Raw genomic sequence first — 21,334 nt, forward strand, 5'->3', positions numbered from 1 at the left:
GATCAAAAGATCGCAGCCTGCGGCAGCTCCTACATGTGTTTTTGCAGCAGCCTTTTGCTTTCCGCCGCCCCCCTGCGGCCATTTGTCGCAATAAATTGAATTAAAAGTCTGATTGTCATTTTTCCTGCTGTATCCTGCGCAGGCTTTCTGAAAGCGCGGATCTACCAGATCTATCAACAGACTTAGCGAGGAGCGCAACCATGCACGAGATTCCTAATCTCCCCTTCCCAAGCCTGCACGAGCCTGAGCAGACGACCATGCAACAAGCCGGCGCCGCACAGGCCGAGCCCAAAGAAGCAGCTGAAAGCCGTCCGGCCGACAGCGACGAGTAAGCAACACCCGCCGTACAGACCGTGTGGAAAGCGCTAATATGCGCTTTCCACACTGCCTGAACCGAGCCCGCCATGACCGACGAATTCTCCGAAAGCCAAGCCGCTGTCCTGATCGGCGCCACCGAGAAAATGATCGAGATCTGGAGCCGCCTCTCCCCCGAGAAACAAGCCGCCCTGCTCGCCCGTTTCGGCAGCGAAGAAAATGCCCTCGCTGCACTGGTCACCACCCAACTGGTTGCTCCTGCCAAACCCTGAAGTCGCCGCCCGGCAAATAGTTTTACTTTTCCCGCCCCAGATTATTTCTCGCCGGTATCATGAGCAGCCTATCTATTGTGCTGCTCCCGTGGATCTTTACCCATGTCGTCCTCTATGTCCGAGCCCCAGCGCCCCCTGGCGGTCACGCTGCAAGTCGTTTCCATCGTCCTCTTCACCTTTATCGGTTATCTGAACATTGGCATTCCGCTCGCAGTGCTGCCGGGCTATGTCCACAGCGATCTGGGTTTTGGCGCGGTCGTCGCCGGGCTGGTGATCAGCGTGCAATACCTCGCTACCCTGCTCAGCCGCCCGTATGCCGGCAAGATCATCGACAACAAGGGCAGCAAACTGGCCGTCATGTATGGCCTGGCCGGTTGTGGCCTTAGCGGCGTGTTCATGCTGATTTCCGCGTGGACGCCAAACCTGCCGATGCTTAGCCTGATCAGCCTGTTGATCGGTCGCCTGGTGTTGGGCAGCGCGGAAAGCCTGGTTGGCTCCGGCTCGATTGGCTGGGGCATCGGCCGCGTCGGCGCGGCGAACACCGCCAAAGTCATCTCGTGGAATGGCATCGCCAGTTACGGTGCCATCGCCATCGGTGCGCCGTTAGGCGTGTGGCTGGTCAGTCGATTGGGCTTGTGGAGCATGGGCGTAAGCATCATCTTGCTGGCCGCGCTGGGCTTGCTGCTGGCGTGGCCGAAAACCGCCGCCCCGGTGGTGGCCGGTGAGCGCTTGCCGTTCATGCATGTGCTTAGGCGGGTTTTTCCGCACGGCTGCGGACTGGCACTCGGCTCGATTGGTTTTGGCACCATCGCCACCTTCATCACCCTGTATTACGCCACGCAGCATTGGGACAACGCGGTGTTGTGCCTGAGCCTGTTCGGCGCCAGTTTCATCGGCGCGCGGCTGCTGTTCGGCAACCTGATCAATCGCCTCGGCGGCTTCCGCGTGGCGATTGCCTGTTTGTCGGTAGAAACATTGGGACTGTTGCTGCTGTGGATGGCGCCCGATGCGCATTGGGCATTGGCCGGCGCGGCATTGAGCGGTTTCGGTTTCTCGTTGGTGTTCCCGGCGCTGGGCGTGGAAGCGGTGAATCTGGTGCCAGCCTCCAGCCGTGGCGCGGCAGTCGGCGCCTACTCGCTGTTCATCGACCTGTCGCTGGGGATCACCGGGCCAATTGCCGGCGCCGTTGCTGCCGGTTTCGGTTTCGCCTCGATCTTCCTGTTCGCCGCCCTCGCCTCACTGAGCGGTTTGGCGCTGAGCGTGTATCTGTACAAGCACACCGCGAAATACCGCGAAGACTAGAAATCCACCTTGCCGCGCCCGGCCTTGATGCTGCCGCGCTTGGTTTTCGATTCGAGCCGGCGCTTCTTTGAACCGAGGGTCGGCTTGGTCGGGCGACGCTTCTTCTCGACTTTGGTGGCGCTGAGGATCAACTCCACCAGACGCTCTAGCGCATCGGCCCGGTTGGCTTCCTGCGTGCGGTATTGCTGGGCCTTGATGATCAACACGCCGTCGCTGGTGATGCGACTGTCGCGCAGCGCCAGCAACCGTTCCTTGTAGAACTCGGGCAAGGACGAGGCCGTAATGTCGAAGCGCAAGTGCATGGCACTGGAGACCTTGTTGACATTCTGCCCACCAGCGCCTTGGGCGCGAATGGCCGTCAATTCGATCTCGGCATCCGGCAGATGCACATTGTTGGAAATCACCAGCATGGAAAAGCGTCCGTATTCAGAGCGTGCAGGATACGCCATCAACCCTGTAGGAGCTGCCGAAGGCTGCGATCTTTTGATCTTGGTGATTTAAAGCCAAAAGATCGCAGCCTGCGGCAGCTCCTACAAAGGCAACAAAAAACCCGGCACATTGGCCGGGTTTGTTGTTTGTGCCGCTTGCTTACTTCGCAGCTGAACCCGCCGCGTGCAGCGCCTGCTGCGCGCCACGCTTGTTCTTGATCACGTAGCAGACCCACATGAACACGACCCACACCGGAATCGCGTACACCGAGATCTGAATGCCCGGGATCAACAGCATCACGCCGAGAATGAACACCACGAACGCCAGGCAAACGTAGTTGCCGTACGGATACCACAGCGCCTTGAACAACGGTGTCTGCTTCGTCTTGTTCATGTGCTGGCGGAACTTGAAGTGCGAGAAGCTGATCATTGCCCAGTTGATCACCAGGGTCGCCACAACCAGCGACATCAGCAGTTCCAGCGCATGCTGCGGGATCAGGTAGTTGAGCAGCACCGCCACCAGCGTTACCGCCGCGGAGGCCAGAATCGAACGCACCGGCACGCCGCGCTTGTCGATTTTCGCCAGCGCTTTCGGCGCATCACCCTGCTCGGCCATGCCCAGGAGCATGCGGCTGTTGCAGTAGGTGCCGCTGTTGTATACCGACAGCGCAGCGGTCAGCACCACGAAGTTGAGGATGTGCGCGGCGGTGTTGCTGCCGAGCATCGAGAACACCTGCACGAACGGGCTGCCGCTGTAGGAATCGCCGGAAGCGTTGAGGGTTGCCAGCAGACTGTCCCATGGGGTCAGCGACAGTAGGATCACCAGGGCGCCGATGTAGAAAATCAGGATCCGGTAGATCACCTGATTGATCGCTTTCGGGATCACGGTTTTCGGCTTGTCGGCCTCGGCCGCGGTGAAACCGAGCATTTCCAGGCCGCCGAACGAGAACATGATAATCGCCATGGCCATCACCAGACCGCTGACGCCGTTGGGGAAGAAACCACCGTGGGACCACAGGTTGCTGACCGAGGCTTGCGGGCCGCCGTTGCCGCTGACCAGCAGGTAACTGCCGAGGGCAATCATGCCGACAATCGCCACGACCTTGATGATCGCGAACCAAAATTCGGCTTCACCGAAGACTTTGACGTTGGCCAGGTTGATCAGGTTGATCAGCACGAAGAACCCGGCAGCGGACACCCAGGTCGGGATATCCGGCGCCCAGTAGTGGATGTACTTGCCGACCGCGGTCAGCTCCGACATGCCCACCAGAATGTACAGAATCCAGCAGTTCCAACCCGACAGGAAACCGGCGAAGCCGCCCCAGTACTTGTGTGCGAAATGGCTGAAGGAACCGGCCACCGGCTCTTCGACGATCATCTCGCCCAACTGGCGCATGATCATGAAGGCGATGAAGCCGCAGATGGCGTAGCCGAGGATCATCGACGGGCCGGCGGATTTCAAGACCCCGGCCGAGCCGAGGAACAATCCGGTACCGATCGCGCCACCGAGGGCGATCAGTTGAATGTGTCGATTTTTCAGGCCGCGTTTCAGCTCGCCTGATTGCGAGGGTTGTCCACTCATGAAAAAGGTCTCACGCAAGGTTTGATGATGTTCAGTAGACGTTGCTGCAAGGTTGCGATTTCAGGCAGCCCCGATCAAACCCCAGCGCAGGCACCAGGAGTTCAGCTTTTTTACAACGGTCATGCGTCACCTGTTTGTTTTTATCTGTGACGAAATCGAACCCGACACGCTTGTGGCGCGGCGGAGTGAACAAGGCGGATAGCCTTGAGATTCATGCGATTACGCAGAGGGTCACAGTTAAAACGCGGCGCATTGTACACCGCTAACCCCCTGCCGCCAGACCCCGCTGGATCAGCGTGTCGGTTGCCGGGATTGCGTGTGTCCGCCTCGAGACGCTCGAGCGGCTGCAAAAATTGAGTCAGGCCTTTGCGGGCCATCGACGGGAACAGTGGAAAAACCGTCCCACGGTGAGAAGTGGAAATCAGTCACGGCGTTCATTGCGCCTCCTTCTTGTTATGCACCTGCACGGCAGGCATGAGGCGCATCTCACCCTTCAAACGCCTCTGAAACAAGCGCGCCAGAGCCTTGCGCAGCCCGCGCCCGATGGGGCTTCGGCAGGTTTTCCTTACAGCCTTGATAACAGCCTCCTTTCACGGGGCTTTATCGCTGTTTTCGTAAACATTTATTTACAGTCCGTAACGAAGAGTTTCCAATTCAGAAATTTCTGTCAGACGTCTGCAAATTGACGGTCGCTAGCTTGCTAACGAATCCGCTGCCTTAGTTTTTTGTTTTTTAATAAGAAAACCGCTGTCAAAAAACAGAATAAAAAGTCTATTTAAAAATTAAATGAATGATTTTTTGCATTATAAAAATCCCTGAACTAGGTTCTTCACGTCTTGCCGGCCAACTCGACCGGCCAGTCACAACCGTGAAAGTCATCTAGGAGATCGACCATGCAAGCATTGGAAAAAGACTTGGATAGCGAACTGCAACTGGACGAATGGTTTGAAGCACCGACCCACGAGGCCGCCGTAGAAATGATGCAAGCCGACGCGGTCGTTCCGTTCGGCACGGCGATGTGGCCTCTGTAAAGACATCACCGGGCAGGCACGATCCGGCCGGTCGTGCCTGCCACTTTCTTCACGGTCAGTCAGGGAGGACTCATGGATAAGCCCCGCGCGATCTCGCATTTCCTTTACTACCTCGAACATCATCCAGCCCTCGCCGGCCTCGACTCGGCGAAGGTATTGCTCGGCCACACCGCTGATTACGAAGCCCTGACCGGCGCGATCGCCGAACAGGCCGGCGATCATCCGCGTTTCAGCTTCAGCGCCCGGCGACTGGACCTGGAGAGCACCGCAGCGCTGACTTCGGCGATTACCGACAGCGATCTGTACATTTTCTTCTACGACTCTTCCACCCTGCCCAACCCGCGCCCCGACGGCCCGGAGTTTGTCCGCGCGCTGCAAGCGGTCATGGCGCAAAACTGGAAGAAGTCGCTGCTGTTCAAGGATTACGGCGATTATTTTTACGATACGTTCAGCGTTACCCCGCAACGCATCGCGGGCCTGAACAGCCATTTGATCCAGCGCATGTCGCATGCCACCACGCTGAGCTTTACCGATGACCACGGCTCACGGTTTGAAGCGCCGCTGAGCAGCATCAAGAAGTGGACCGACATCAACGGCATCGGCAACTTCGACCTGGCCCCCGGTGAAATCGCCACCCACAGCGAAGAAATCAACGGCCACGTGAAATTCAAGGGCACCTTCCTCAGCACCATTCCGTTTGCACGCAAGTACGGCGTGCTGGAGTCGCCGCTGGAACTGTGGATCGAAAACTCGACCATCAGCCGCATCGCCACGGATGTGCCGGGCCTGGAGCATGACTTCAACAAATACCTGGATGCGAATCCGTCGAACCGGCGCATCGAGGAACTGGGGATTGGCACCAACGAAGGCGTGAAAGACCTGTATGCGCGCAACGCCGGGTTCGAGGAACGCCATTGTGGCTTGCATCTGGGGCTCGGTGGCGGGGCCAAGGGCAGCCATCACCTGGACCTGATCTTCTCCGGAGGGGTGTTGGCGCTGGATGACAAGCCGGTGTTTGATGGGCGGTTTGTGTTCTGATCCTGGAAATCATCGGGCTGCATTGGCCTAATCGCTGGCAAGCCAGCTCCCACAGGGATCTGCGGTGTTAACAGGATTTATGCAACGCAACAAAAACCTGTGGGAGCTGGCTTGCCAGCGATGAGGCCCTCAAAAGCACCACATACCTTTCGCCAGACGAAAAAAAACGCCAACCCTGCGGTTGGCGTTTCTGCTTCAGCTTGAAGCTTGTCGCTAGAAGCTCACAGCTGCCTTACTCCGGTTTCTTGCGACCGAAACCCGGACGCTGGCCGGAACCTGCCGGTGCGCCGCGACGCTTGCCCGATGGCTTGTCGTCGGCCAGTTTGATCCCCGGACGCTTCGGTGCAGGCTTGGCCGGACGCTTGTTGGTGGTGTCCGCTGGACGATCCGCCACTGGCGTGCCACGACCGGCAGGTGCACCACGTTCGCCACGCTCGGTGCGACCGTTGGCCGGACGCGGAGCGCGCTCGCCGTCACGGGCAACCGGCTTGCGGGCCGGACGCTCGCCTTCGATGTGCGGCTCGCGCGATGGACGCGGGCCGGTCGGAGCGCCAGCGGCTGGACGCAACGTACGCACGCGCTCGGTTTTGCCCATCGGGCGCGACGATTTGCGCTGCAGACGCTCAAGCTTGTCTTTGCTCTTGGCGTTCAGTTGCGGCATCGCAACCGGTGTCAGACCCACTTCAGCACTCAGAATGTCGACTTCGTACTGGCTCATTTCGCGCCAGCGGCCCATCGGCAGATCGGAGTTGAGGAACACCGGACCGAAACGCACGCGCTTCAGACGGCTGACCACCAGGCCCTGGGATTCCCACAGACGACGAACCTCACGGTTACGACCTTCCATCACCACGCAGTGATACCAGTGGTTGAAGCCTTCGCCACCCGGCGCCTGCTTGATGTCGGTGAACCTGGCCGGACCGTCTTCCAGCACCACGCCCGCCTTCAGACGTTCGATCATTTCGTCATCGACTTCACCGCGTACACGTACGGCGTACTCGCGGTCCATCTCGTAGGACGGGTGCATCAGACGGTTGGCCAGCTCACCATCAGTGGTGAACATCAGCAAACCGGTGGTGTTGATGTCGAGACGACCGATGTTGATCCAGCGCCCTTCTTTCGGACGCGGCAGCTTGTCGAACACGGTCGGACGGCCTTCCGGGTCGTCACGGGTGCAGATCTCGCCATCGGGTTTGTTGTACATGATCACGCGGCGTACCGATTCGGCAGCTTCTTCACGCTTGATCACTTTGCCATCAATGGTGATGGCGTCGAGAATATCGACGCGCAGACCGAGGGTGGCGTCTTTGCCATTGACCTTGATCCGGCCCTGGGTGATCCAGGCTTCCACGTCACGGCGCGAGCCGACGCCAATACGGGCGAGGACTTTCTGCAGTTTTTCGCCTGCTGGGCCGATTTCCTGGTCGTCTTTCTGATTGATGTCACTCATCTGGGCACCTCCCGGTGTGGTCTGTTCAGCCGTCCTGAGCTGGGCGTCTGAAGCATAAAAATCTGGGTTCTCCACCGAAGGGATCGGCGAAGGGTCGCGAATCATACGCGGATGTGCGGCATCGCGCATCAGAGACTAGTCGATCAGGCCAAGGTTATTTCTTTTTCCGCCGACCGGCGCCACCGAGTTTGATCAGGCGCAACGCGGCTTCTGCCAGTACGGTGCGCTTGTCGTCCTTGTCGAGTTTCTTCCAGGCCTTGATTTCGCGCTTGCTGCGCCCGCAACCGAGGCAGATGTCGTCGGTGAATTTGCAGAGGCTGATGCAGGGGTCTTTGGTTGAGCTCATCAGGGCACCTTTGAAAGATCAAAAGATCGCAGCCTTCGGCAGCTCCTACATTGGAATGCGTAACCCTGTAGGAGCTGCCGCAGGCTGCGATCTTTTCAGCTTCACCTCAGTCCTCGAACTCGCGGCGTTCGGCTTCGATGGCTTCGGCCAGGGCACGGGCTTCGGCTTCTTCTTCGCTGAGTTCCGGTTCGGGTTCTGGCGCGGACTGTTCCAGAGCCGCCACGGCAGCGAGCAGTTTTTCCCGTGCTTCGGCTACTCCCAGAATGTCCTCTTCAGGTTCGGCTTGCGGCTCTTCTTCGAGTTCAACTTCAATCGTCGGCTCGGCGATCTCGGGCTTGATCTCGGGCTCGATCTGGGTTTCTGCTTCGGTCGACGGTGCTTCGACATCGGCGCCATCGCGCAACAAATCGTCGAAGTCGGTCTTGATCCCCTCCTCCATGCTGTCCAGCTCCAGCAACAGCGTATGGAAACTGGTTTCCTCTTTCTCTTCCTCCGGCTCGGCGCTGGCGTCGGCCAGTTCCTGCAAGCCTTGCGGCACCGGGGCATCGTCGAAATCGAGGATCGGGTCGGCTTCCATCTCGCGCAATTCGGCCAGCGGTGGCAGATCTTCCAGATTTTTCAGGTTGAAGTGATCGAGAAAACCCTTGGTAGTGGCGAACATCGCCGGTTTGCCGGGCACATCGCGGTAGCCGACGACGCGGATCCATTCGCGTTCGAGCAGGGTTTTGACGATGTTGCTGTTGACCGCCACGCCCCGTACATCTTCGATCTCGCCACGGGTGATCGGCTGGCGATAGGCGATCAGCGCGATGGTTTCCAGCAAGGCCCGGGAATAACGCTGCGGCCGCTCTTCCCACAGGCGCCCGACCCACGGCGAAAACTTCTCGCGGATCTGCAAGCGATAGCCGGACGAGACCTCTTTGAGCTCGAACGCCCGGCCCTCGCAGGACTTGCCCAACAGGGTCAGGGCTTTCTTGAAGACTGCCGGTTCAGGTCGTTCGCCTTCTTCGAACAGTTCAAAAAGGCGCTCAAGGGATTGCGGCTTTCCCGAGGCCAACAGAAAGGCTTCAAGCAGGGGCGCCAGCTCGCGGGGTTCAGTCAGGTTCATGTTTCGACTCGTTATTCGGCTCGGGCTCGCACGTGGATCGCGGCGAACGGCTCATTCTGCACCAGCTCGACCAAGGATTCCTTGACCAGTTCAAGGATCGCCATAAAGGTCACCACCACACCCAGGCGACCTTCTTCGGCGGTAAACAGCTCGACGAACGGCACAAAACCGCCGCCCTTGAGCCGCTCCAGCACATCGCTCATGCGTTCGCGGGTGGACAGCGCTTCACGGCTGACCTGATGGCTTTCAAACATGTCGCCACGGCGCAGCACTTCGGCCATGCACATCAAAATCTCTTCCAGCGCCACGTCGGGCAACAGCTTGCGCGCCCGGGCTTCGGGGGCGTCGAGCTTGGGCACGACCACATCACGGCCAACCCGGCTCAAGCCGTCGATGCCTTCAGCAGCAGCCTTGAAACGCTCGTACTCCTGCAGGCGACGGATCAGTTCGGCGCGCGGGTCGTCCTCTTCCGCCTCGACGGTTTCGGCCCGTGGCAGAAGCATGCGCGATTTGATCTCGGCGAGCATCGCGGCCATCACCAGATACTCGGCGGCCAGCTCCAGACGCACCGACTGCATCAACTCGACGTAGCCCATGTACTGGCGAGTGATTTCCGCCACCGGGATGTCGAGGATGTTGATGTTCTGTTTGCGGATCAGGTACAGCAGCAGGTCGAGCGGGCCTTCAAAGGCCTCAAGAAAGACTTCCAGCGCATCCGGCGGAATGTACAGGTCCAGCGGCATTTCCATGACCGCCTGGCCATAGACCATGGCGAACGGCAGCTCCTGCTGCGCGCCGGCCTGGGGATCGGCAACGGTTTCCACTGCGGACATTCAGGCCTCGACCATGAACGGGGTCGGATCGCCACAACCGACGCGGACCACTTCAGGGTCGTCGCCGGTCAGGTCGATCACGGTGGAGGCCTTGATGCCGCCAAAACCGCCGTCGATGATCAGGTCCACTTGATGCTCAAGCAATTGACGCATTTCGTATGGATCGGTCAGTGGATCTTCATCACCGGGCATGATCAGCGTCACGCTCATCAGCGGCTCGCCGAGCTCGGCCAGCAGCGCCAGGGCGATCGGATGGCTGGGAACGCGCAGACCAATGGTGCGCTTCTTCGGGTGCAGTAACAGGCGCGGCACTTCACGGGTGGCGTTGAGAATGAAGGTGTACGGCCCTGGCAAATGCGCCTTGAGAATGCGGAAAGTGCCGGTGTCGATCTTGGCGTAGTTGCCCAGTTGCGACAGGTCGCTGCAGATCAGCGCGAAATTGTGCTTTTCGTCGAGCTGACGCAGGCGTCGAACGCGCTCAATGGCCGTCTTGTCGCCGATTTGGCAACCAATGGCGTAAGAAGAGTCCGTTGGATAAATCACCACCCCGCCCTTGCGGATGATCTCGACCGCCTGTTTGATCAGGCGCGCTTGCGGGTTTTCCGGATGTATCTGGAAAAATTGACTCACGTTCTCTACCTGTTCAGACGGCGGCAATAACTGTGTCATGTTTGAACCGACACCACAGGGGTGGAAGGTCCTCGGGAACCGGCCGGTACTGGCCGATCTCGGACCAACCTCCAGGGCCATGAAAATCACTGCCGGCGCTGACCAGCAGACCGAACTCACGGGCAAGGATTGCCAGGCTGCCCACCTGTTCCGCGGGCTGATGGCCATTGACCACCTCGATTGCATGCCCGCCTGCTTGAATATAGTCGGCAATCAGCTTTCGGCGTTTGCTGCGGGTGAAATCGTAGTGCCACGGATGCGCCAGGCTGACCCAGGCACCAGCAGCGCGCAGTGTGCCAACGGTGTCTTCAAGCGTTGGCCAGTGCTGCTTGACGTCGCCCAGCTTGCCGGCGCCGAGCCACTTGCGGAAGGCCTCCGCGCGATCCTTTACAAAACCTTCACGCACCATCCAGTCGGCGAAATGCGGACGGGCCGGGGCGTTGCCGCTGTCGCCCAGTTCCTGCTGGATCTGCCGGGCGCCATCAAGGGCACCGGGCATGCCCTTTAGGGCGAGCTTGCGGCTTATTTCTTCCGACCGCAGCCAGCGGCCATCGTGCAATTTGGCGATCGCCTCGACCAACGGTGCAGCATTGACGTCGAAACCGTAACCCAACACATGAATGGTCGCCCCGCCCCATGTGCAGGACAACTCGACGCCGTTGACCAGTTGCATCCCCAGTTCGGTAGCGGCCGTGCGCGCTTCGGCGAGGCCTTCGAGGGTGTCGTGGTCGGTCAGGGCCAGGACTCGCACGCCGTTCTCGAACGCACGCGCAACCAGAACCGCAGGCGCCAGGGCGCCATCGGAGGCCGTGCTATGGCAGTGCAAATCAACATTCACGGGGAGTTGTAACCTCAAATCAGCGGGCGCTATCGCGCGCCCATATGTTTGTTATTATGCCGCCACATCCAGCTTCTGGCTCTCACTGTGAAACAATTCATCGATTTCATCCCGCTTTTGCTGTTTTTCATCGTTTACAAACTTGACCCACGGGTCGTCGACATCGCTGGCCATGAAGTGACTGTAGGCGGTATTTACAGCGCCACCGCGATGCTGATCATCAGCTCCCTGGTGGTCTACGGCGCGCTTTTCATCCAACAGCGCAAGCTGGAAAAGAGCCAATGGCTGACCCTGATCGCCTGCCTCGTGTTCGGCAGCCTGACGCTGGCCTTCCACAGCGAGACCTTCCTGAAATGGAAAGCCCCGGTGGTCAACTGGCTGTTCGCCGTCGCCTTCATCGGCAGCCACTTCATCGGTGACCGCCTGCTGATCAAACGCATCATGGGCCACGCGCTGACCCTGCCGGATCCGGTCTGGACCCGTCTGAACATCGCCTGGATCGCCTTTTTCCTGTTCTGCGGGGCCGCCAACCTGTTCGTCGCCTTTACCTTCCAGAGCATCTGGGTGGACTTCAAGGTGTTCGGTAGCCTGGGCATGACCGTGCTGTTCCTGGTCGCACAGGGCATTTACCTGTCCCGTCACCTGCATGACGCCGATACCACAACACCAAAAACCGAGGACTGACATGCTCTACGCCATCATTGCCACCGACGTCGCCAATTCACTGGAAGCTCGCCTGGCCGCGCGCCCTGCGCATCTGGAACGCCTGCAAGTGCTCAAGGGCGAGGGCCGCATCGTATTGGCCGGCCCGCACCCGGCCGTCGACAGCAATGATCCAGGCGCAGCGGGTTTCACCGGCAGCCTGATCGTCGCCGAGTTCGACTCCCTGAGCGCCGCACAAGCCTGGGCAGATGCCGATCCGTACATCGCGGCAGGCGTTTATGCCAACGTGGTCGTGAAGCCGTTCAAGCAAGTCCTGCCTTAACGCTGAGTCAGGCCCTTACAGGATTGCTGTGACAAAGGGGATTCCTATGGTGAGGGGATTTATCCCCGATGGGTGGCGAAGCCGCCCCAAAAGCCATTCGATGCGGTGTGCCTGACACACCGCATACTCCTTTTTCAGGACTGCTTCGCAGCCCATCGGGGATAAATCCCCTCGCCACAAAGTCACCTGCACCCTCAATTCCCTTGCACCACCAAGTCACCTGCACCATCAACTCCCTTGCACCACAAAGTCACCTGCCCCCCCCAAGTCCCTTGTCCTGCCAAGCCCCCTGCATCACAAAATCACCAGCACCAAAAACACGTCTGCTCCGGCGCAATGAACCTTCCTGGTTCCTGCAGCTCTCAATCGCTCATTATTCTCGTTTGCCTGCCGACAACCTGCCCAATATCCATTTGGAAACAGGTGTCGCGATGCGCAAGGGTCCGTTGTGTCTGATGTTGGTCACGTTGTCGATCATGGCGCCCGCCCATGGTGATGAAACCACCGAAGGCGGCAGCTCCACGCCATTGTCATTAAGTGCCGGCAGCCAGATCACCGAGTTGCAGCAGCGCCTCAAAACAAGCGAGCAGCAGCGGGAAGAACTGAGCAAACAACTGCAAAATGCCGACAACCAACGTGAAAGCGCTCAGCTCGCCCGGTTGCGCCAAGAGAACCAGCGCCTCAAGCTGCAACTCAAGGAAGCCCAGGCCAGCCCGCTGCCGCGCTTGTTGACCGATCAGCAGCAGTGGTTCGTCACTGGCGCCGGAGTAGCGCTATTGGCGCTGCTCTGCGGTATCTTTGCCAGTGGCGCAAGCCGAAAACGTCGGCAATGGTTAAATTGAGTGAGTCATGAGCGAGCTGTTAATTATTGATGATGACCAGGAGCTGTGTGAGCTCCTGAGCAGTTGGCTGAGCCAGGAAGGCTTCCAGGTACGTGCCTGCCACGATGGCCAGAGCGCCCGCAAGGCCTTGGCCGAAGCGGCCCCGGCGGCAGTGGTGCTGGACGTGATGCTGCCCGATGGCAGCGGTCTGGAACTGCTCAAGCAATTGCGTAACGATCACGCCGATCTGCCGGTGTTGATGCTCTCGGCCCGTGGCGAACCGCTGGACCGCATCCTCGGTCTGGAACTGGGTGCTGACGACTACCTGGCAAAACCGTGTGATCCGCGTGAGCTGACCGCTCGCCTGCGCGCCGTACTGCGCCGCAGCCACCCGGCCGCCGTGTCGACGCAGCTTGAGCTGGGCGACTTGAGTTTCAGCCCGGTGCGCGGCGTGGTCAGCATCGACGAGAAAGAACTGACCCTCACCGTTTCCGAAAGCCGTCTGCTCGAAGCGTTGCTCAAGCAACCCGGCGAGCCGCTGGACAAACAGGAACTGGCGCAGATCGCCCTCGGCCGCAAGCTGACCCTGTACGACCGCAGCCTCGACATGCACGTCAGCAACCTGCGCAAAAAAATCGGCCCGCACCCCGACGGGCGCCCGCGCATCGTTGCCCTGCGCAGCCGCGGTTACTTCTACTGCCTCTGACCTCCACAAACGAGGATGCTCGATAAAACGACGTCCCCTGTAGGAGCTGCCGAAGGCTGCGATCTTTTGATCTTGTTTGTGAAAAGCAAAATCAAAAGATCGCAGCCTTCGGCAGCTCCTACACAGGGGGATGTTTGTAAGGTTGATGACAAATCGTGTTTACCCAAGCTTTACATAGCGCTGACCGCCGCTGACCTTGATCTGCGTAATCTGAACTCATCCGGAACGTACCGGGAACGAGACAAGGAGATACACCATGCGCAAGACTCTTATCGCTCTGATGTTCGCTGCCGCTCTGCCAACCGTCGCCATGGCCATGCCGCAAGACGGCGGTCCGATGGGTGGCCCGCTCGACGGCCCACGCCACGGCGGTCAGATGCACGGCATGCACGGCAAAGGCCCGTACAGCCAACTCGACCTGTCCCGCGAACAACGCGAGCAGATCCGCAAGATCATGGGCGAGCAGATGCACGAGCGTAAGCAAGTGGTCGACAAGTACCTGGAAAAACTCTCGCCGGCTGACCAGAAAGCCATGAAGGACGAGGTGGCGGCCAATCACAAGAAAGCCGAGGCCGATGTCCGCGCCGTGCTGAAACCGGATCAACAGAAGAAATTCGACGAGATCCAGAAGAAAAAGGCCGAGCGTCGCGCCGAATGGGCTGAGTTCAAGGCGTGGAAAGCGCAACAGCCGCAAAAAGCGCAATAATGTTTTAACCACAGGCCCGACGGCTAACACCGTCGGGCCTGTTCACATCCGCCCCCTGCAGGAGCTGCGGCACGCTGCGATCTTTTGATTCTGCTTTTGAAAAACAAGATCAAAAGATCGCAGCGTGCCGCAGCGCCTACAGGGGTTACGCGTTTGATTGAGGATTTTCTGTGCGGTCACTGTTCTGGCGTATTCTCGCAAGCTTCTGGCTGGCCATTGCTCTGGTTGCCGGGCTGTCCATTCTGTTGGGGCACATGCTCAATCAGGACGCGTGGATCCTCAGTCGCCATCCGGGCCTCAACACCCTCGCGGCTGAGTGGACGCAGAGCTACGAAGCACAAGGCGAAGAAGCCGCTCAGGACATCCTCCAGCAACGCAAGCGCCAGTACCACATCGACGTTCAAGTGCTGAACGAAAGCGGGGACCCGGTGGTGCGCGGTACCTTTCCCCGTCGCGCCGCAGCCTTCGAAGCCCGCCAGAACAACGATGACCGACGCCTGCCGTGGCGGCGCCTGACCGATGAGTTCACCAGTGAAAAAACCGGTGACACCTACCTGTTCATCTACCGCATCCCACACCCCGAACTCGACTCCTGGCACCGCGAAAGCCTGCTCTGGCCATTGAGTGCGCTGGGCATTGCGCTGGTGGTACTGACCCTGTTCAGCTTGCTGGTGACTTTCTCCATCACCCGTCCGCTCAGCCGTTTGCGCGGCGCGGTGCATGATCTGGGGCAGGCTACTTATCAGCAGAACAGCCTGGCCAAACTGGCCAACCGTCGCGATGAGTTCGGCGTCCTCGCCAACGACTTCAACCGCATGGGTGCGCGCCTGCAAAGCCTGATCGGCAGTCAGCGTCAGTTGTTGCGCGACGTCTCTCATGAACTGCGTTCACCGCTGGCGCGGCTGCGAATTGCCTTGGCACTGGCAGAACGGGCCAACCCTGAAGAACGCGAAAAACTCTGGCCACGACTAACTCGCGAATGCGATCGCCTGGAAGCGCTGATCAGTGAAATTCTGGTGCTGGCACGGGTCGATGCCGACAACGCCAGCGCTGAAGACGTGGATTTGAATACGTTGCTGAGCGCCCTGCAAAAGGATGCGCAGTTGGCATCGCCGGAACAGACCGTACGATTGGATATCGAGCCGCAGCTGAGTCTGAAAGGCTGGCCGACCATGATCGAGCGCGCCGTGGACAACCTGCTACGCAATGCGCAGCGCTTCAATCCGCAGGGTCAGGCGATTGAAATGCAGGCCTCGCGTCAGGGTGAGCGGATTGTGGTCAGTGTGCGCGATCATGGCCCGGGGGTTCAGGCCGAACACCTGAGTCAGTTGGGTGAGCCGTTTTATCGAGCGCCGGGGCAGACGGCGGCGGGTCATGGGCTGGGCCTGGCGATTGCAAGGCGTGCGGCGGAGCGGCATGGCGGAAGTCTGGTGCTGGCCAATCATCCTGACGGCGGGTTTGTGGCCAGTCTGGAATTGCCGCTGGTGCCGGGGGCTGTCGTCCAGCCCTGATTAAAACCTGTAGGAGTGAGCCTGCTCGCGATCGCGGTGTGTCAGCCCGTACAAAAGGTGACTGAAACACCTCGATCGCGAGCAGGCTCACTCCTACAGATGATCGGGGTGTGTCAGGAACTGGCAGGCCAAGCGCTGACAAACTCGGCCAGATCAACCTTCTCCGCCACCCGCGGCTCTTTCTGCGGTGTACCGAGGTACAGGAACGCAATCACCTCCTCGCCCTCTACCAACCCCAAGCCTTTCGCTACATGCTGCGAATACGCCAGATCACCGGTGCGCCAGACTGCACCAATCCCCTGCGCATACGCCGCCAGCAAAATCCCGTGAGCCGCACACCCGGCTGCCAGCAACTGCTCGGCCTTCGGGTACTTGACGTGTTCCTGCAGTTTGGCGATCACCACAACCACCAGCGGCGCACGCAGCGGGCCGTTGCGCGCCTTGTCGATCATGGCTTCGGTGATTTCGCCTTCCTGCTTTTGCGCAGCTTCAGCCAACAGTTCGCCCATCTGCTCGCGCGCAGCGCCTTCGACGGTCAAAAAGCGATACGGCTGCAAGTGCCCGTGATCCGGCGCACGTAACGCGGCGGCAAACAGGGCTTCGCGCTGCTGCGCGGTGGGGGCCGGTTCGACCAGTCGTGGAACGGAAACACGGTTGAGCAAAGCGTCGAGAGCCTGCATCGGCCACCTCCTGAAAAAAATATGCGGCTATTCTAGCGGTATCTGCCAAAAGGATGCCGGTTTACATGCCCTGCCCCACGGGTAGAATGGCGCCCTTCCCCTATCAGCCCGAGCAGACTTCATGGCGTTGCCGACCTTACGGATCATTGGTTTCATCATCGGCATCTTCCTGATCACTCTGGCAATTGCCATGGTCGTGCCGATGGCCACCCTGGTGATTTTCGACCGCACCGGCGATCTGCCGTCGTTCCTCTGGGCGAGCATGATCACCTTCGTTGCCGGCCTCGCACTGGTGATTCCGGGCCGCCCGGAACACATCCACCTGCGCCCGCGTGACATGTACCTGCTGACCGTCAGCAGTTGGCTGGTGGTGTGTATTTTCGCCGCGCTGCCGTTCCTGCTGACTCAGCACATCAGCTACACCGACTCGTTTTTTGAAAGCATGTCCGGCATTACCGCGACCGGCGCTACCGTGCTTAACGGCCTCGACAACATGTCCCCCGGGATTCTGATGTGGCGTTCGCTGCTGCACTGGATTGGCGGCATCGGCTTTATCGGCATGGCGGTCGCGATTCTGCCGCTACTGCGAATCGGTGGCATGCGCCTGTTCCAGACCGAATCGTCGGATCGCTCGGAAAAGGTCATGCCCCGCTCGCACATGGTGGCGCGGCTGATCGTGGGGGCGTATGTCGGCATCACCATCCTCGGCAGCCTGGCGTTCTGGTGGGCCGGGATGAGTCTGTTCGACGCTATCAATCATGCGATGTCGGCTATTTCCACGGGGGGATTCTCGACCTCCGACCAATCCCTGGCCAAGTGGACGCAACCGGCGGTGCACTGGGTGGCGATCGTCATCATGATTCTCGGCAGCCTGCCGTTCACCCTGTACGTGGCGACGATGCGCGGCAATCGCCAAGCGTTGATCAAGGATCAGCAGGTGCAGGGCATGCTGGCGATGTTGCTGGTGACCTGGCTGGTGCTCGGCACCTGGTACTGGTGGACGACCCAACTGCATTGGCTGGATGCGCTGCGCCATGTGGCGCTGAACGTGACGTCAGTGCTGACCACCACCGGTTTTGCCCTCGGCGACTACAGCCTGTGGGGCAACTTCTCGTTGATGTTGTTCTTCTATCTGGGTTTTGTCGGCGGCTGCTCCGGGTCGACGGCGGGCGGGATCAAGATCTTCCGCTTCCAGGTCGCCTACATCCTGCTCAAGGCCAACCTTAATCAGCTGATCCATCCCCGTGCGGTGATCAAGCAGAAGTACAACGGTCACCGGCTCGACGAAGAGATCGTGCGTTCGATTCTGACGTTTTCGTTCTTCTTCGCCATCACCATCTGCGTGATCGCCCTGCTCCTGTCGCTGCTGGGCGTGGACTGGATGACCGCGCTGACCGGCGCCGCCAGCACCGTGTCCGGCGTTGGCCCCGGCCTTGGCGAGACCATTGGCCCGGCGGGCAACTTCGCCACCCTGCCGGATGCCGCGAAGTGGATCCTGTCGGCCGGCATGCTGCTCGGCCGACTGGAAATCATTACGGTGTTTGTACTGTGTATACCGGCCTTTTGGCGTCACTGACGGCGTTGGGCGCCTTGGCCAACCGCGCCCGGTAATCACCGGGCGTGCTGTCGAACCAGCGACGGAAGGCACGAAAGAAGTTGCTCGGATCGGCAAAGCCCAACAGATAGGCGATTTCCAGCAGGGTCATGCTCGGCTGCGCCAGGTACTGTTCGGCCAGTTCGCGGCGGGTGTCATCGAGCAACTGCTGAAAACTCGTGCCCTCCTCCTGCAGCCTTCGTTGCAGCGTGCGTTGCGACAGGTGCAGAGTCTGCGCCACCGTATCGCGCTTGGGCTCACCCTGAGGCAATAACCGACACAGCACCTGCCGCGCCTTGTGGGTCACGCGGCTTTCGGAAAACCGCGCCAGGTACTCTCCCGCAAAGCGATCGTGCAGCAGCGCCATGGCCTCGTTGGCGGTGGGCAGCGGCGCCTCCATGTCAGCGCGTTCGAAGATCAGCGCATCGTAAGGCGCGCTGAACACCAGCGGCGCATGGAAAGCGTGTTTGTAGGGTTGCAGATCAGCCGGCTCATCGCCCTGCAGCAACACCTTGACCGGATGCAGCGTGCGCCCGCTCAGCCAGCCGCACAGGGCGAGCGCGCAGGCCAGCGACGCTTCGGCGCTTTGCCGGGTGGGCGGCAGGTGATCGCCGTGCACCGTCAGAATCAGCGCGTAGCCTTCATCCAGCAGACGAAAACTCAGGTCGGCGCTTTCGGCGATGATTCGCTGATAACGCACCAGCCGTTGAAAACCTTCAACCAGGGTATTACTGGACATCAGCGCGTACCCGGCGACATGAAACGAGGCCGGGCGCACCACTTTGCCCATGTTCAGACCGATGGCCGGATTGCCGGATACCTCCACCGCCCGTTGCCAGAGCCGGGTCATGGAGTCTTGCGGGAAACGCGCATCCGGATCATCCAGAGCCGAGTAATCAAGCCCCAGTTGCTTGAACAGAACCCGGCAATCCAGGCCGTCCATCTCCAATGCTTTGACAATCCCCATCGCCCAGCTTGCAGAAGTCGTTCGTTCGCTCATGGTGTTTTTCTTTTACATGAGGGGCCGCATGCTACGGCCTGATTTGCGAAGGATACTAAAGTGGCGCCGATTGTCACTGGCCCACACCAATGTTCACTCTAGACTCAAATAAGCTACCCGCAGCACAACTCGTCGCCAGAACAATAACCACAGAGAACGCAGTCGTGGAAAACATCAAACAATTCAACAGCTTCGCTGAGTTCTATCCGTATTACCTCAGCGAACACAGCAACAGCACCTGCCGTCGCCTGCATTTCATTGGCACGACCCTGGTTATTTTCATTCTCGCGCTGACCATCGCCAAAGGCGCGTGGCTGCTGTTGTTGGCCCTGCCGCTGGCGGGTTACAGCTTCGCGTGGGCGGGGCATTTCCTCTTTGAAAAGAACCGACCGGCGACGTTCCAGCATCCGCTCTACAGCCTGCTCGGCGACTTCGTCATGTACCGCGACATGATTCTGGGTCGCGTGGCGTTCTGAAAAACAAGCAACAACGAGGATTGCCAATGAACGCGAGTGCCCGCTTCACCCATATGCAGGATGGCACCCAGGAAGACTGGGCGATTATCGCCGCAGACTTCAGCGCCTACGCCAAGCAGTTGCCAGCACGCATTACCACCCACCTGAAATTGCTCGAAGGTGATTTCGGCGGTTTCCCGGTGGATCGCCTGACCCACTCGCTGCAAACCGCCACCCGCGCCTTTCGCGATGGCCGTGACGAGGAATATGTGGTTTGCGCCCTGCTGCACGATATTGGCGATACGTTAGGCTCGTACAACCATCCGGACATTGCGGCGGCAATTCTCAAGCCGTTCGTCAGTGCCGAGAACTTGTGGATGGTCGAGAAACACGGGGTGTTTCAGGGCTACTACTTCTTTCATCATCTGGGCATGGATCGGCATCTGCGCGAGCAGTTCAAGGAGCACCCGCAGTTTCAGGCGACCGCCGAGTTTTGCGCCAAATACGATGCGGCGGCGTTTGATCCGGAGTACGACACGCTGCCGTTGAGCTTCTTTGAGCCGATGATGGAGCGTTTGTTTGCCCAGCCGAAGAATTCGATCTACAAGGCGGCGATGGAAGAACACACCACGGCCTAAGATCAAAAGATCGCAGCCTTCGGCAGCTCCTACATTGGAATGTGTCCCCCTGTAGGAGCTGCCGAAGGCTGCGATCTTTTGCTTTTCAGGCGAGTTCGGCAACTTTGGCAGCCTTGAGCTGCGCCTCCCGCGCCTGCGCATCCGCCAGTCGATACAATTCGATCGTGCCGTCCCAATGCTCGATCAGCGCCGTGCACGACTCCACCCAATCGCCGCAGTTAAGGTAATCCACCTCGCCGACCTTGCGAATTTCGGCATGGTGAATGTGCCCGCACACCACACCGTGCAACTCGCGCTTCACACATTCATGGGCGATGGCTTCTTCAAAATCACTGATAAAGCTCACCGCCGTCTTCACCTTGTGCTTCAGGTACGCCGACAACGACCAGTAACCGTAGCCATATCGCGCGCGCCAGTGGTTCAACCAGCGATTGAGCGTCAGGGTAATTTCGTACGCCGAGTCGCCGAGGAAGGCCAGCCAGCGGTGATAGCGGGTGATCACATCAAACTGGTCACCGTGTATCACCAGCAAATGGCGACCGTCCGCCGTGACGTGCACGGCCTCGTCGACCAACTGGATATTGCCCAGAATCAGCTTCGAGTAACGCCGCAGGAATTCATCGTGATTGCCGGTGACGTAGATCACCTCGGTGCCGCGCTTGCTCATGGTCAGCAAGCGGCGGATCACGTTGGTGTGTGCCTGCGGCCAGTACATGCCGCCGCGCAGTTTCCAGCCGTCGATGATGTCGCCGACCAGATAAACCTTGTCGGCGTGATAGCCCTTGAGAAATTGCGACAGATGCTCGGCCTGGCAATCCCGCGTGCCCAGGTGCACGTCGGAAATCCACAAGGTTCGCACCCGTTGTTTGCGGCTGGGTCTGGCGAGCTCGGCGCTGGTCATGGGCAACCCTCTGCGATGTTTTCGCAAGAGTGCACCGGCCGGGTTAATCGACCATGACAAGCGTGAGTCAGTCCTGTGACAACGTACTCAAGGGGCGCCGGTGTAGACTGTCGGTCACTTCGGAG

At 59.6% G+C, this 21,334-nt stretch carries 25 protein-coding genes; 14 read left to right on the forward strand and 11 right to left on the reverse strand.

All coding sequences use genetic code 11. The annotated features are described in order from the left end of the window. Nucleotides 1-200: 200 nt before the first annotated feature. The 3 genes from ICA15_RS28490 (at nt 201) to ICA15_RS04050 (ending at nt 1,889) form a co-directional block, all read left to right on the forward strand. The gene (locus ICA15_RS28490; RefSeq protein WP_263480689.1) at nt 201-332 is read left to right on the forward strand and encodes a hypothetical protein; all 132 of its coding nucleotides are present in this window, start codon (nt 201-203) and stop codon (nt 330-332) included. A gap of 72 nt (nt 333-404) precedes the next feature. After that, nucleotides 405-587: a hypothetical protein gene (locus ICA15_RS04045; RefSeq protein WP_042558181.1), complete on the forward strand. Its 183-nt coding sequence runs from the start codon at nt 405-407 to the stop codon at nt 585-587. 102 nt (nt 588-689) lie between these two features. Next, the gene (locus ICA15_RS04050; protein WP_210553714.1) at nt 690-1,889 is read left to right on the forward strand and encodes an MFS transporter; all 1,200 of its coding nucleotides are present in this window, start codon (nt 690-692) and stop codon (nt 1,887-1,889) included. On the opposite strand, the gene arfB is transcribed toward ICA15_RS04050, so the two are convergent. Then, the gene (gene arfB / locus ICA15_RS04055; RefSeq protein ID WP_095122751.1) at nt 1,886-2,299 is read right to left on the reverse strand and encodes an alternative ribosome rescue aminoacyl-tRNA hydrolase ArfB; all 414 of its coding nucleotides are present in this window, start codon (nt 2,297-2,299) and stop codon (nt 1,886-1,888) included. The two genes, ICA15_RS04050 and arfB, sit on opposite strands and share 4 nt — an antisense overlap. Before the next feature lie 178 nt (nt 2,300-2,477). Beyond that, nucleotides 2,478-3,899 carry an amino acid permease gene (locus ICA15_RS04060; protein ID WP_150602958.1) on the reverse strand — a complete coding sequence of 474 codons (1,422 nt, stop codon included), beginning with the start codon at nt 3,897-3,899 and terminating at the stop codon, nt 2,478-2,480. Nucleotides 3,900-4,792: 893 nt separating this feature from the next. Between ICA15_RS04060 and ICA15_RS04065 the strand changes: the two genes are divergently transcribed. Then, nucleotides 4,793-4,930: a hypothetical protein gene (locus ICA15_RS04065; RefSeq protein ID WP_042558177.1), complete on the forward strand. Its 138-nt coding sequence runs from the start codon at nt 4,793-4,795 to the stop codon at nt 4,928-4,930. Nucleotides 4,931-5,002: 72 nt separating this feature from the next. After that, nucleotides 5,003-5,968 (forward strand): leucyl aminopeptidase, encoded by a 966-nt coding sequence (locus ICA15_RS04070; protein ID WP_150618574.1) that lies wholly within the window; start codon nt 5,003-5,005, stop codon nt 5,966-5,968. Between the two features lie 232 nt (nt 5,969-6,200). Here the strand turns inward: ICA15_RS04070 and rluB are convergent, their stop codons facing one another. The 6 genes from rluB to ICA15_RS04100 form a co-directional block, all read right to left on the reverse strand. Then, nucleotides 6,201-7,418 carry a 23S rRNA pseudouridine(2605) synthase RluB gene (rluB, locus tag ICA15_RS04075; RefSeq protein WP_150594291.1) on the reverse strand — a complete coding sequence of 406 codons (1,218 nt, stop codon included), beginning with the start codon at nt 7,416-7,418 and terminating at the stop codon, nt 6,201-6,203. A gap of 154 nt (nt 7,419-7,572) precedes the next feature. Then, nucleotides 7,573-7,764 (reverse strand): DUF1289 domain-containing protein, encoded by a 192-nt coding sequence (locus ICA15_RS04080; protein WP_007919669.1) that lies wholly within the window; start codon nt 7,762-7,764, stop codon nt 7,573-7,575. Between the two features lie 106 nt (nt 7,765-7,870). Next, nucleotides 7,871-8,872, reverse strand: a complete 1,002-nt coding sequence (scpB, locus tag ICA15_RS04085; protein ID WP_210553715.1) for an SMC-Scp complex subunit ScpB — start codon at nt 8,870-8,872, stop codon at nt 7,871-7,873. Nucleotides 8,873-8,883: 11 nt separating this feature from the next. Then, the gene (locus tag ICA15_RS04090) at nt 8,884-9,582 is read right to left on the reverse strand and encodes a segregation and condensation protein A (RefSeq protein ID WP_181818527.1); all 699 of its coding nucleotides are present in this window, start codon (nt 9,580-9,582) and stop codon (nt 8,884-8,886) included. Nucleotides 9,583-9,705: 123 nt separating this feature from the next. Then, entirely contained in the window at nt 9,706-10,335 is a 630-nt protein-coding gene (locus ICA15_RS04095) for an L-threonylcarbamoyladenylate synthase (RefSeq protein ID WP_041478985.1), read from the reverse strand. 13 nt (nt 10,336-10,348) lie between these two features. Next, complete coding sequence (locus tag ICA15_RS04100; RefSeq protein WP_150602962.1) at nt 10,349-11,212, reverse strand: PHP domain-containing protein; 864 nt, start codon at nt 11,210-11,212, stop codon at nt 10,349-10,351. A gap of 87 nt (nt 11,213-11,299) precedes the next feature. Between ICA15_RS04100 and ICA15_RS04105 the strand changes: the two genes are divergently transcribed. From ICA15_RS04105 to ICA15_RS04130, 6 genes are all read left to right on the forward strand, one after another. Then, nucleotides 11,300-11,896, forward strand: coding sequence for a septation protein A (locus ICA15_RS04105; protein WP_150594295.1), 597 nt, complete (start codon nt 11,300-11,302; stop codon nt 11,894-11,896). Nucleotide 11,897: 1 nt separating this feature from the next. Continuing rightward, entirely contained in the window at nt 11,898-12,197 is a 300-nt protein-coding gene (locus ICA15_RS04110; RefSeq protein WP_096512859.1) for a YciI family protein, read from the forward strand. A gap of 431 nt (nt 12,198-12,628) precedes the next feature. Beyond that, nucleotides 12,629-13,039 carry a translation initiation factor 2 gene (locus tag ICA15_RS04115; RefSeq protein ID WP_150602963.1) on the forward strand — a complete coding sequence of 137 codons (411 nt, stop codon included), beginning with the start codon at nt 12,629-12,631 and terminating at the stop codon, nt 13,037-13,039. A 7-nt stretch (nt 13,040-13,046) separates the two neighbouring features. Then, nucleotides 13,047-13,724: a response regulator transcription factor gene (locus ICA15_RS04120; protein WP_150602964.1), complete on the forward strand. Its 678-nt coding sequence runs from the start codon at nt 13,047-13,049 to the stop codon at nt 13,722-13,724. Between the two features lie 256 nt (nt 13,725-13,980). Further along, on the forward strand, nt 13,981-14,430 hold the full coding sequence (locus tag ICA15_RS04125) for a Spy/CpxP family protein refolding chaperone (RefSeq protein ID WP_047300241.1): 450 nt from the start codon (nt 13,981-13,983) through the stop codon (nt 14,428-14,430). A 170-nt stretch (nt 14,431-14,600) separates the two neighbouring features. Further along, nucleotides 14,601-15,941 (forward strand): sensor histidine kinase, encoded by a 1,341-nt coding sequence (locus ICA15_RS04130; RefSeq protein WP_150602965.1) that lies wholly within the window; start codon nt 14,601-14,603, stop codon nt 15,939-15,941. Between the two features lie 113 nt (nt 15,942-16,054). Here ICA15_RS04130 and ICA15_RS04135 read toward each other — a convergent pair whose 3' ends face one another. Continuing rightward, complete coding sequence (locus tag ICA15_RS04135; RefSeq protein WP_210553716.1) at nt 16,055-16,621, reverse strand: nitroreductase family protein; 567 nt, start codon at nt 16,619-16,621, stop codon at nt 16,055-16,057. A gap of 121 nt (nt 16,622-16,742) precedes the next feature. Here ICA15_RS04135 and ICA15_RS04140 point away from each other — a divergent pair, with 121 nt between their 5' ends. After that, the gene (locus tag ICA15_RS04140; RefSeq protein WP_150602967.1) at nt 16,743-18,197 is read left to right on the forward strand and encodes a TrkH family potassium uptake protein; all 1,455 of its coding nucleotides are present in this window, start codon (nt 16,743-16,745) and stop codon (nt 18,195-18,197) included. On the opposite strand, the gene ICA15_RS04145 is transcribed toward ICA15_RS04140, so the two are convergent. Next, nucleotides 18,154-19,215: an AraC family transcriptional regulator gene (locus tag ICA15_RS04145; RefSeq protein ID WP_210553717.1), complete on the reverse strand. Its 1,062-nt coding sequence runs from the start codon at nt 19,213-19,215 to the stop codon at nt 18,154-18,156. The genes ICA15_RS04140 and ICA15_RS04145 overlap by 44 nt on opposite strands. Before the next feature lie 164 nt (nt 19,216-19,379). Here ICA15_RS04145 and ICA15_RS04150 point away from each other — a divergent pair, with 164 nt between their 5' ends. Together ICA15_RS04150 and ICA15_RS04155 are read left to right on the forward strand one after the other, a co-directional pair. Further along, entirely contained in the window at nt 19,380-19,691 is a 312-nt protein-coding gene (locus tag ICA15_RS04150) for an Mpo1-like protein (RefSeq protein ID WP_210553718.1), read from the forward strand. 26 nt (nt 19,692-19,717) lie between these two features. Continuing rightward, entirely contained in the window at nt 19,718-20,308 is a 591-nt protein-coding gene (locus tag ICA15_RS04155) for an HD domain-containing protein (RefSeq protein ID WP_150618568.1), read from the forward strand. Nucleotides 20,309-20,393: 85 nt separating this feature from the next. On the opposite strand, the gene ICA15_RS04160 is transcribed toward ICA15_RS04155, so the two are convergent. Continuing rightward, complete coding sequence (locus ICA15_RS04160) at nt 20,394-21,209, reverse strand: UDP-2,3-diacylglucosamine diphosphatase (RefSeq protein WP_150602970.1); 816 nt, start codon at nt 21,207-21,209, stop codon at nt 20,394-20,396. Between the last annotated feature and the right edge of the window lie 125 nt (nt 21,210-21,334).

The organism is Pseudomonas sp. P116 (assembly GCF_020149425.1).
Lineage (GTDB): Bacteria > Pseudomonadota > Gammaproteobacteria > Pseudomonadales > Pseudomonadaceae > Aquipseudomonas > Aquipseudomonas anatoliensis.

Coding starts and splice junctions, on each gene's coding strand:
- ICA15_RS28490 (WP_263480689.1), top strand. CDS start 201: ATGCACGAGATTCCTAATCTCCCCTTCCCAAGCCTGCACGAGCCTGAG.
- ICA15_RS04045 (WP_042558181.1), top strand. CDS start 405: ATGACCGACGAATTCTCCGAAAGCCAAGCCGCTGTCCTGATCGGCGCC.
- ICA15_RS04050 (WP_210553714.1), top strand. CDS start 690: ATGTCGTCCTCTATGTCCGAGCCCCAGCGCCCCCTGGCGGTCACGCTG.
- arfB (WP_095122751.1), bottom strand. CDS start 2,299: ATGCTGGTGATTTCCAACAATGTGCATCTGCCGGATGCCGAGATCGAA.
- ICA15_RS04060 (WP_150602958.1), bottom strand. CDS start 3,899: ATGAGTGGACAACCCTCGCAATCAGGCGAGCTGAAACGCGGCCTGAAA.
- ICA15_RS04065 (WP_042558177.1), top strand. CDS start 4,793: ATGCAAGCATTGGAAAAAGACTTGGATAGCGAACTGCAACTGGACGAA.
- ICA15_RS04070 (WP_150618574.1), top strand. CDS start 5,003: ATGGATAAGCCCCGCGCGATCTCGCATTTCCTTTACTACCTCGAACAT.
- rluB (WP_150594291.1), bottom strand. CDS start 7,418: ATGAGTGACATCAATCAGAAAGACGACCAGGAAATCGGCCCAGCAGGC.
- ICA15_RS04080 (WP_007919669.1), bottom strand. CDS start 7,764: ATGAGCTCAACCAAAGACCCCTGCATCAGCCTCTGCAAATTCACCGAC.
- scpB (WP_210553715.1), bottom strand. CDS start 8,872: ATGAACCTGACTGAACCCCGCGAGCTGGCGCCCCTGCTTGAAGCCTTT.
- ICA15_RS04110 (WP_096512859.1), top strand. CDS start 11,898: ATGCTCTACGCCATCATTGCCACCGACGTCGCCAATTCACTGGAAGCT.
- ICA15_RS04115 (WP_150602963.1), top strand. CDS start 12,629: ATGCGCAAGGGTCCGTTGTGTCTGATGTTGGTCACGTTGTCGATCATG.
- ICA15_RS04120 (WP_150602964.1), top strand. CDS start 13,047: ATGAGCGAGCTGTTAATTATTGATGATGACCAGGAGCTGTGTGAGCTC.
- ICA15_RS04125 (WP_047300241.1), top strand. CDS start 13,981: ATGCGCAAGACTCTTATCGCTCTGATGTTCGCTGCCGCTCTGCCAACC.
- ICA15_RS04135 (WP_210553716.1), bottom strand. CDS start 16,621: ATGCAGGCTCTCGACGCTTTGCTCAACCGTGTTTCCGTTCCACGACTG.
- ICA15_RS04140 (WP_150602967.1), top strand. CDS start 16,743: ATGGCGTTGCCGACCTTACGGATCATTGGTTTCATCATCGGCATCTTC.
- ICA15_RS04145 (WP_210553717.1), bottom strand. CDS start 19,215: ATGAGCGAACGAACGACTTCTGCAAGCTGGGCGATGGGGATTGTCAAA.
- ICA15_RS04155 (WP_150618568.1), top strand. CDS start 19,718: ATGAACGCGAGTGCCCGCTTCACCCATATGCAGGATGGCACCCAGGAA.
- ICA15_RS04160 (WP_150602970.1), bottom strand. CDS start 21,209: ATGACCAGCGCCGAGCTCGCCAGACCCAGCCGCAAACAACGGGTGCGA.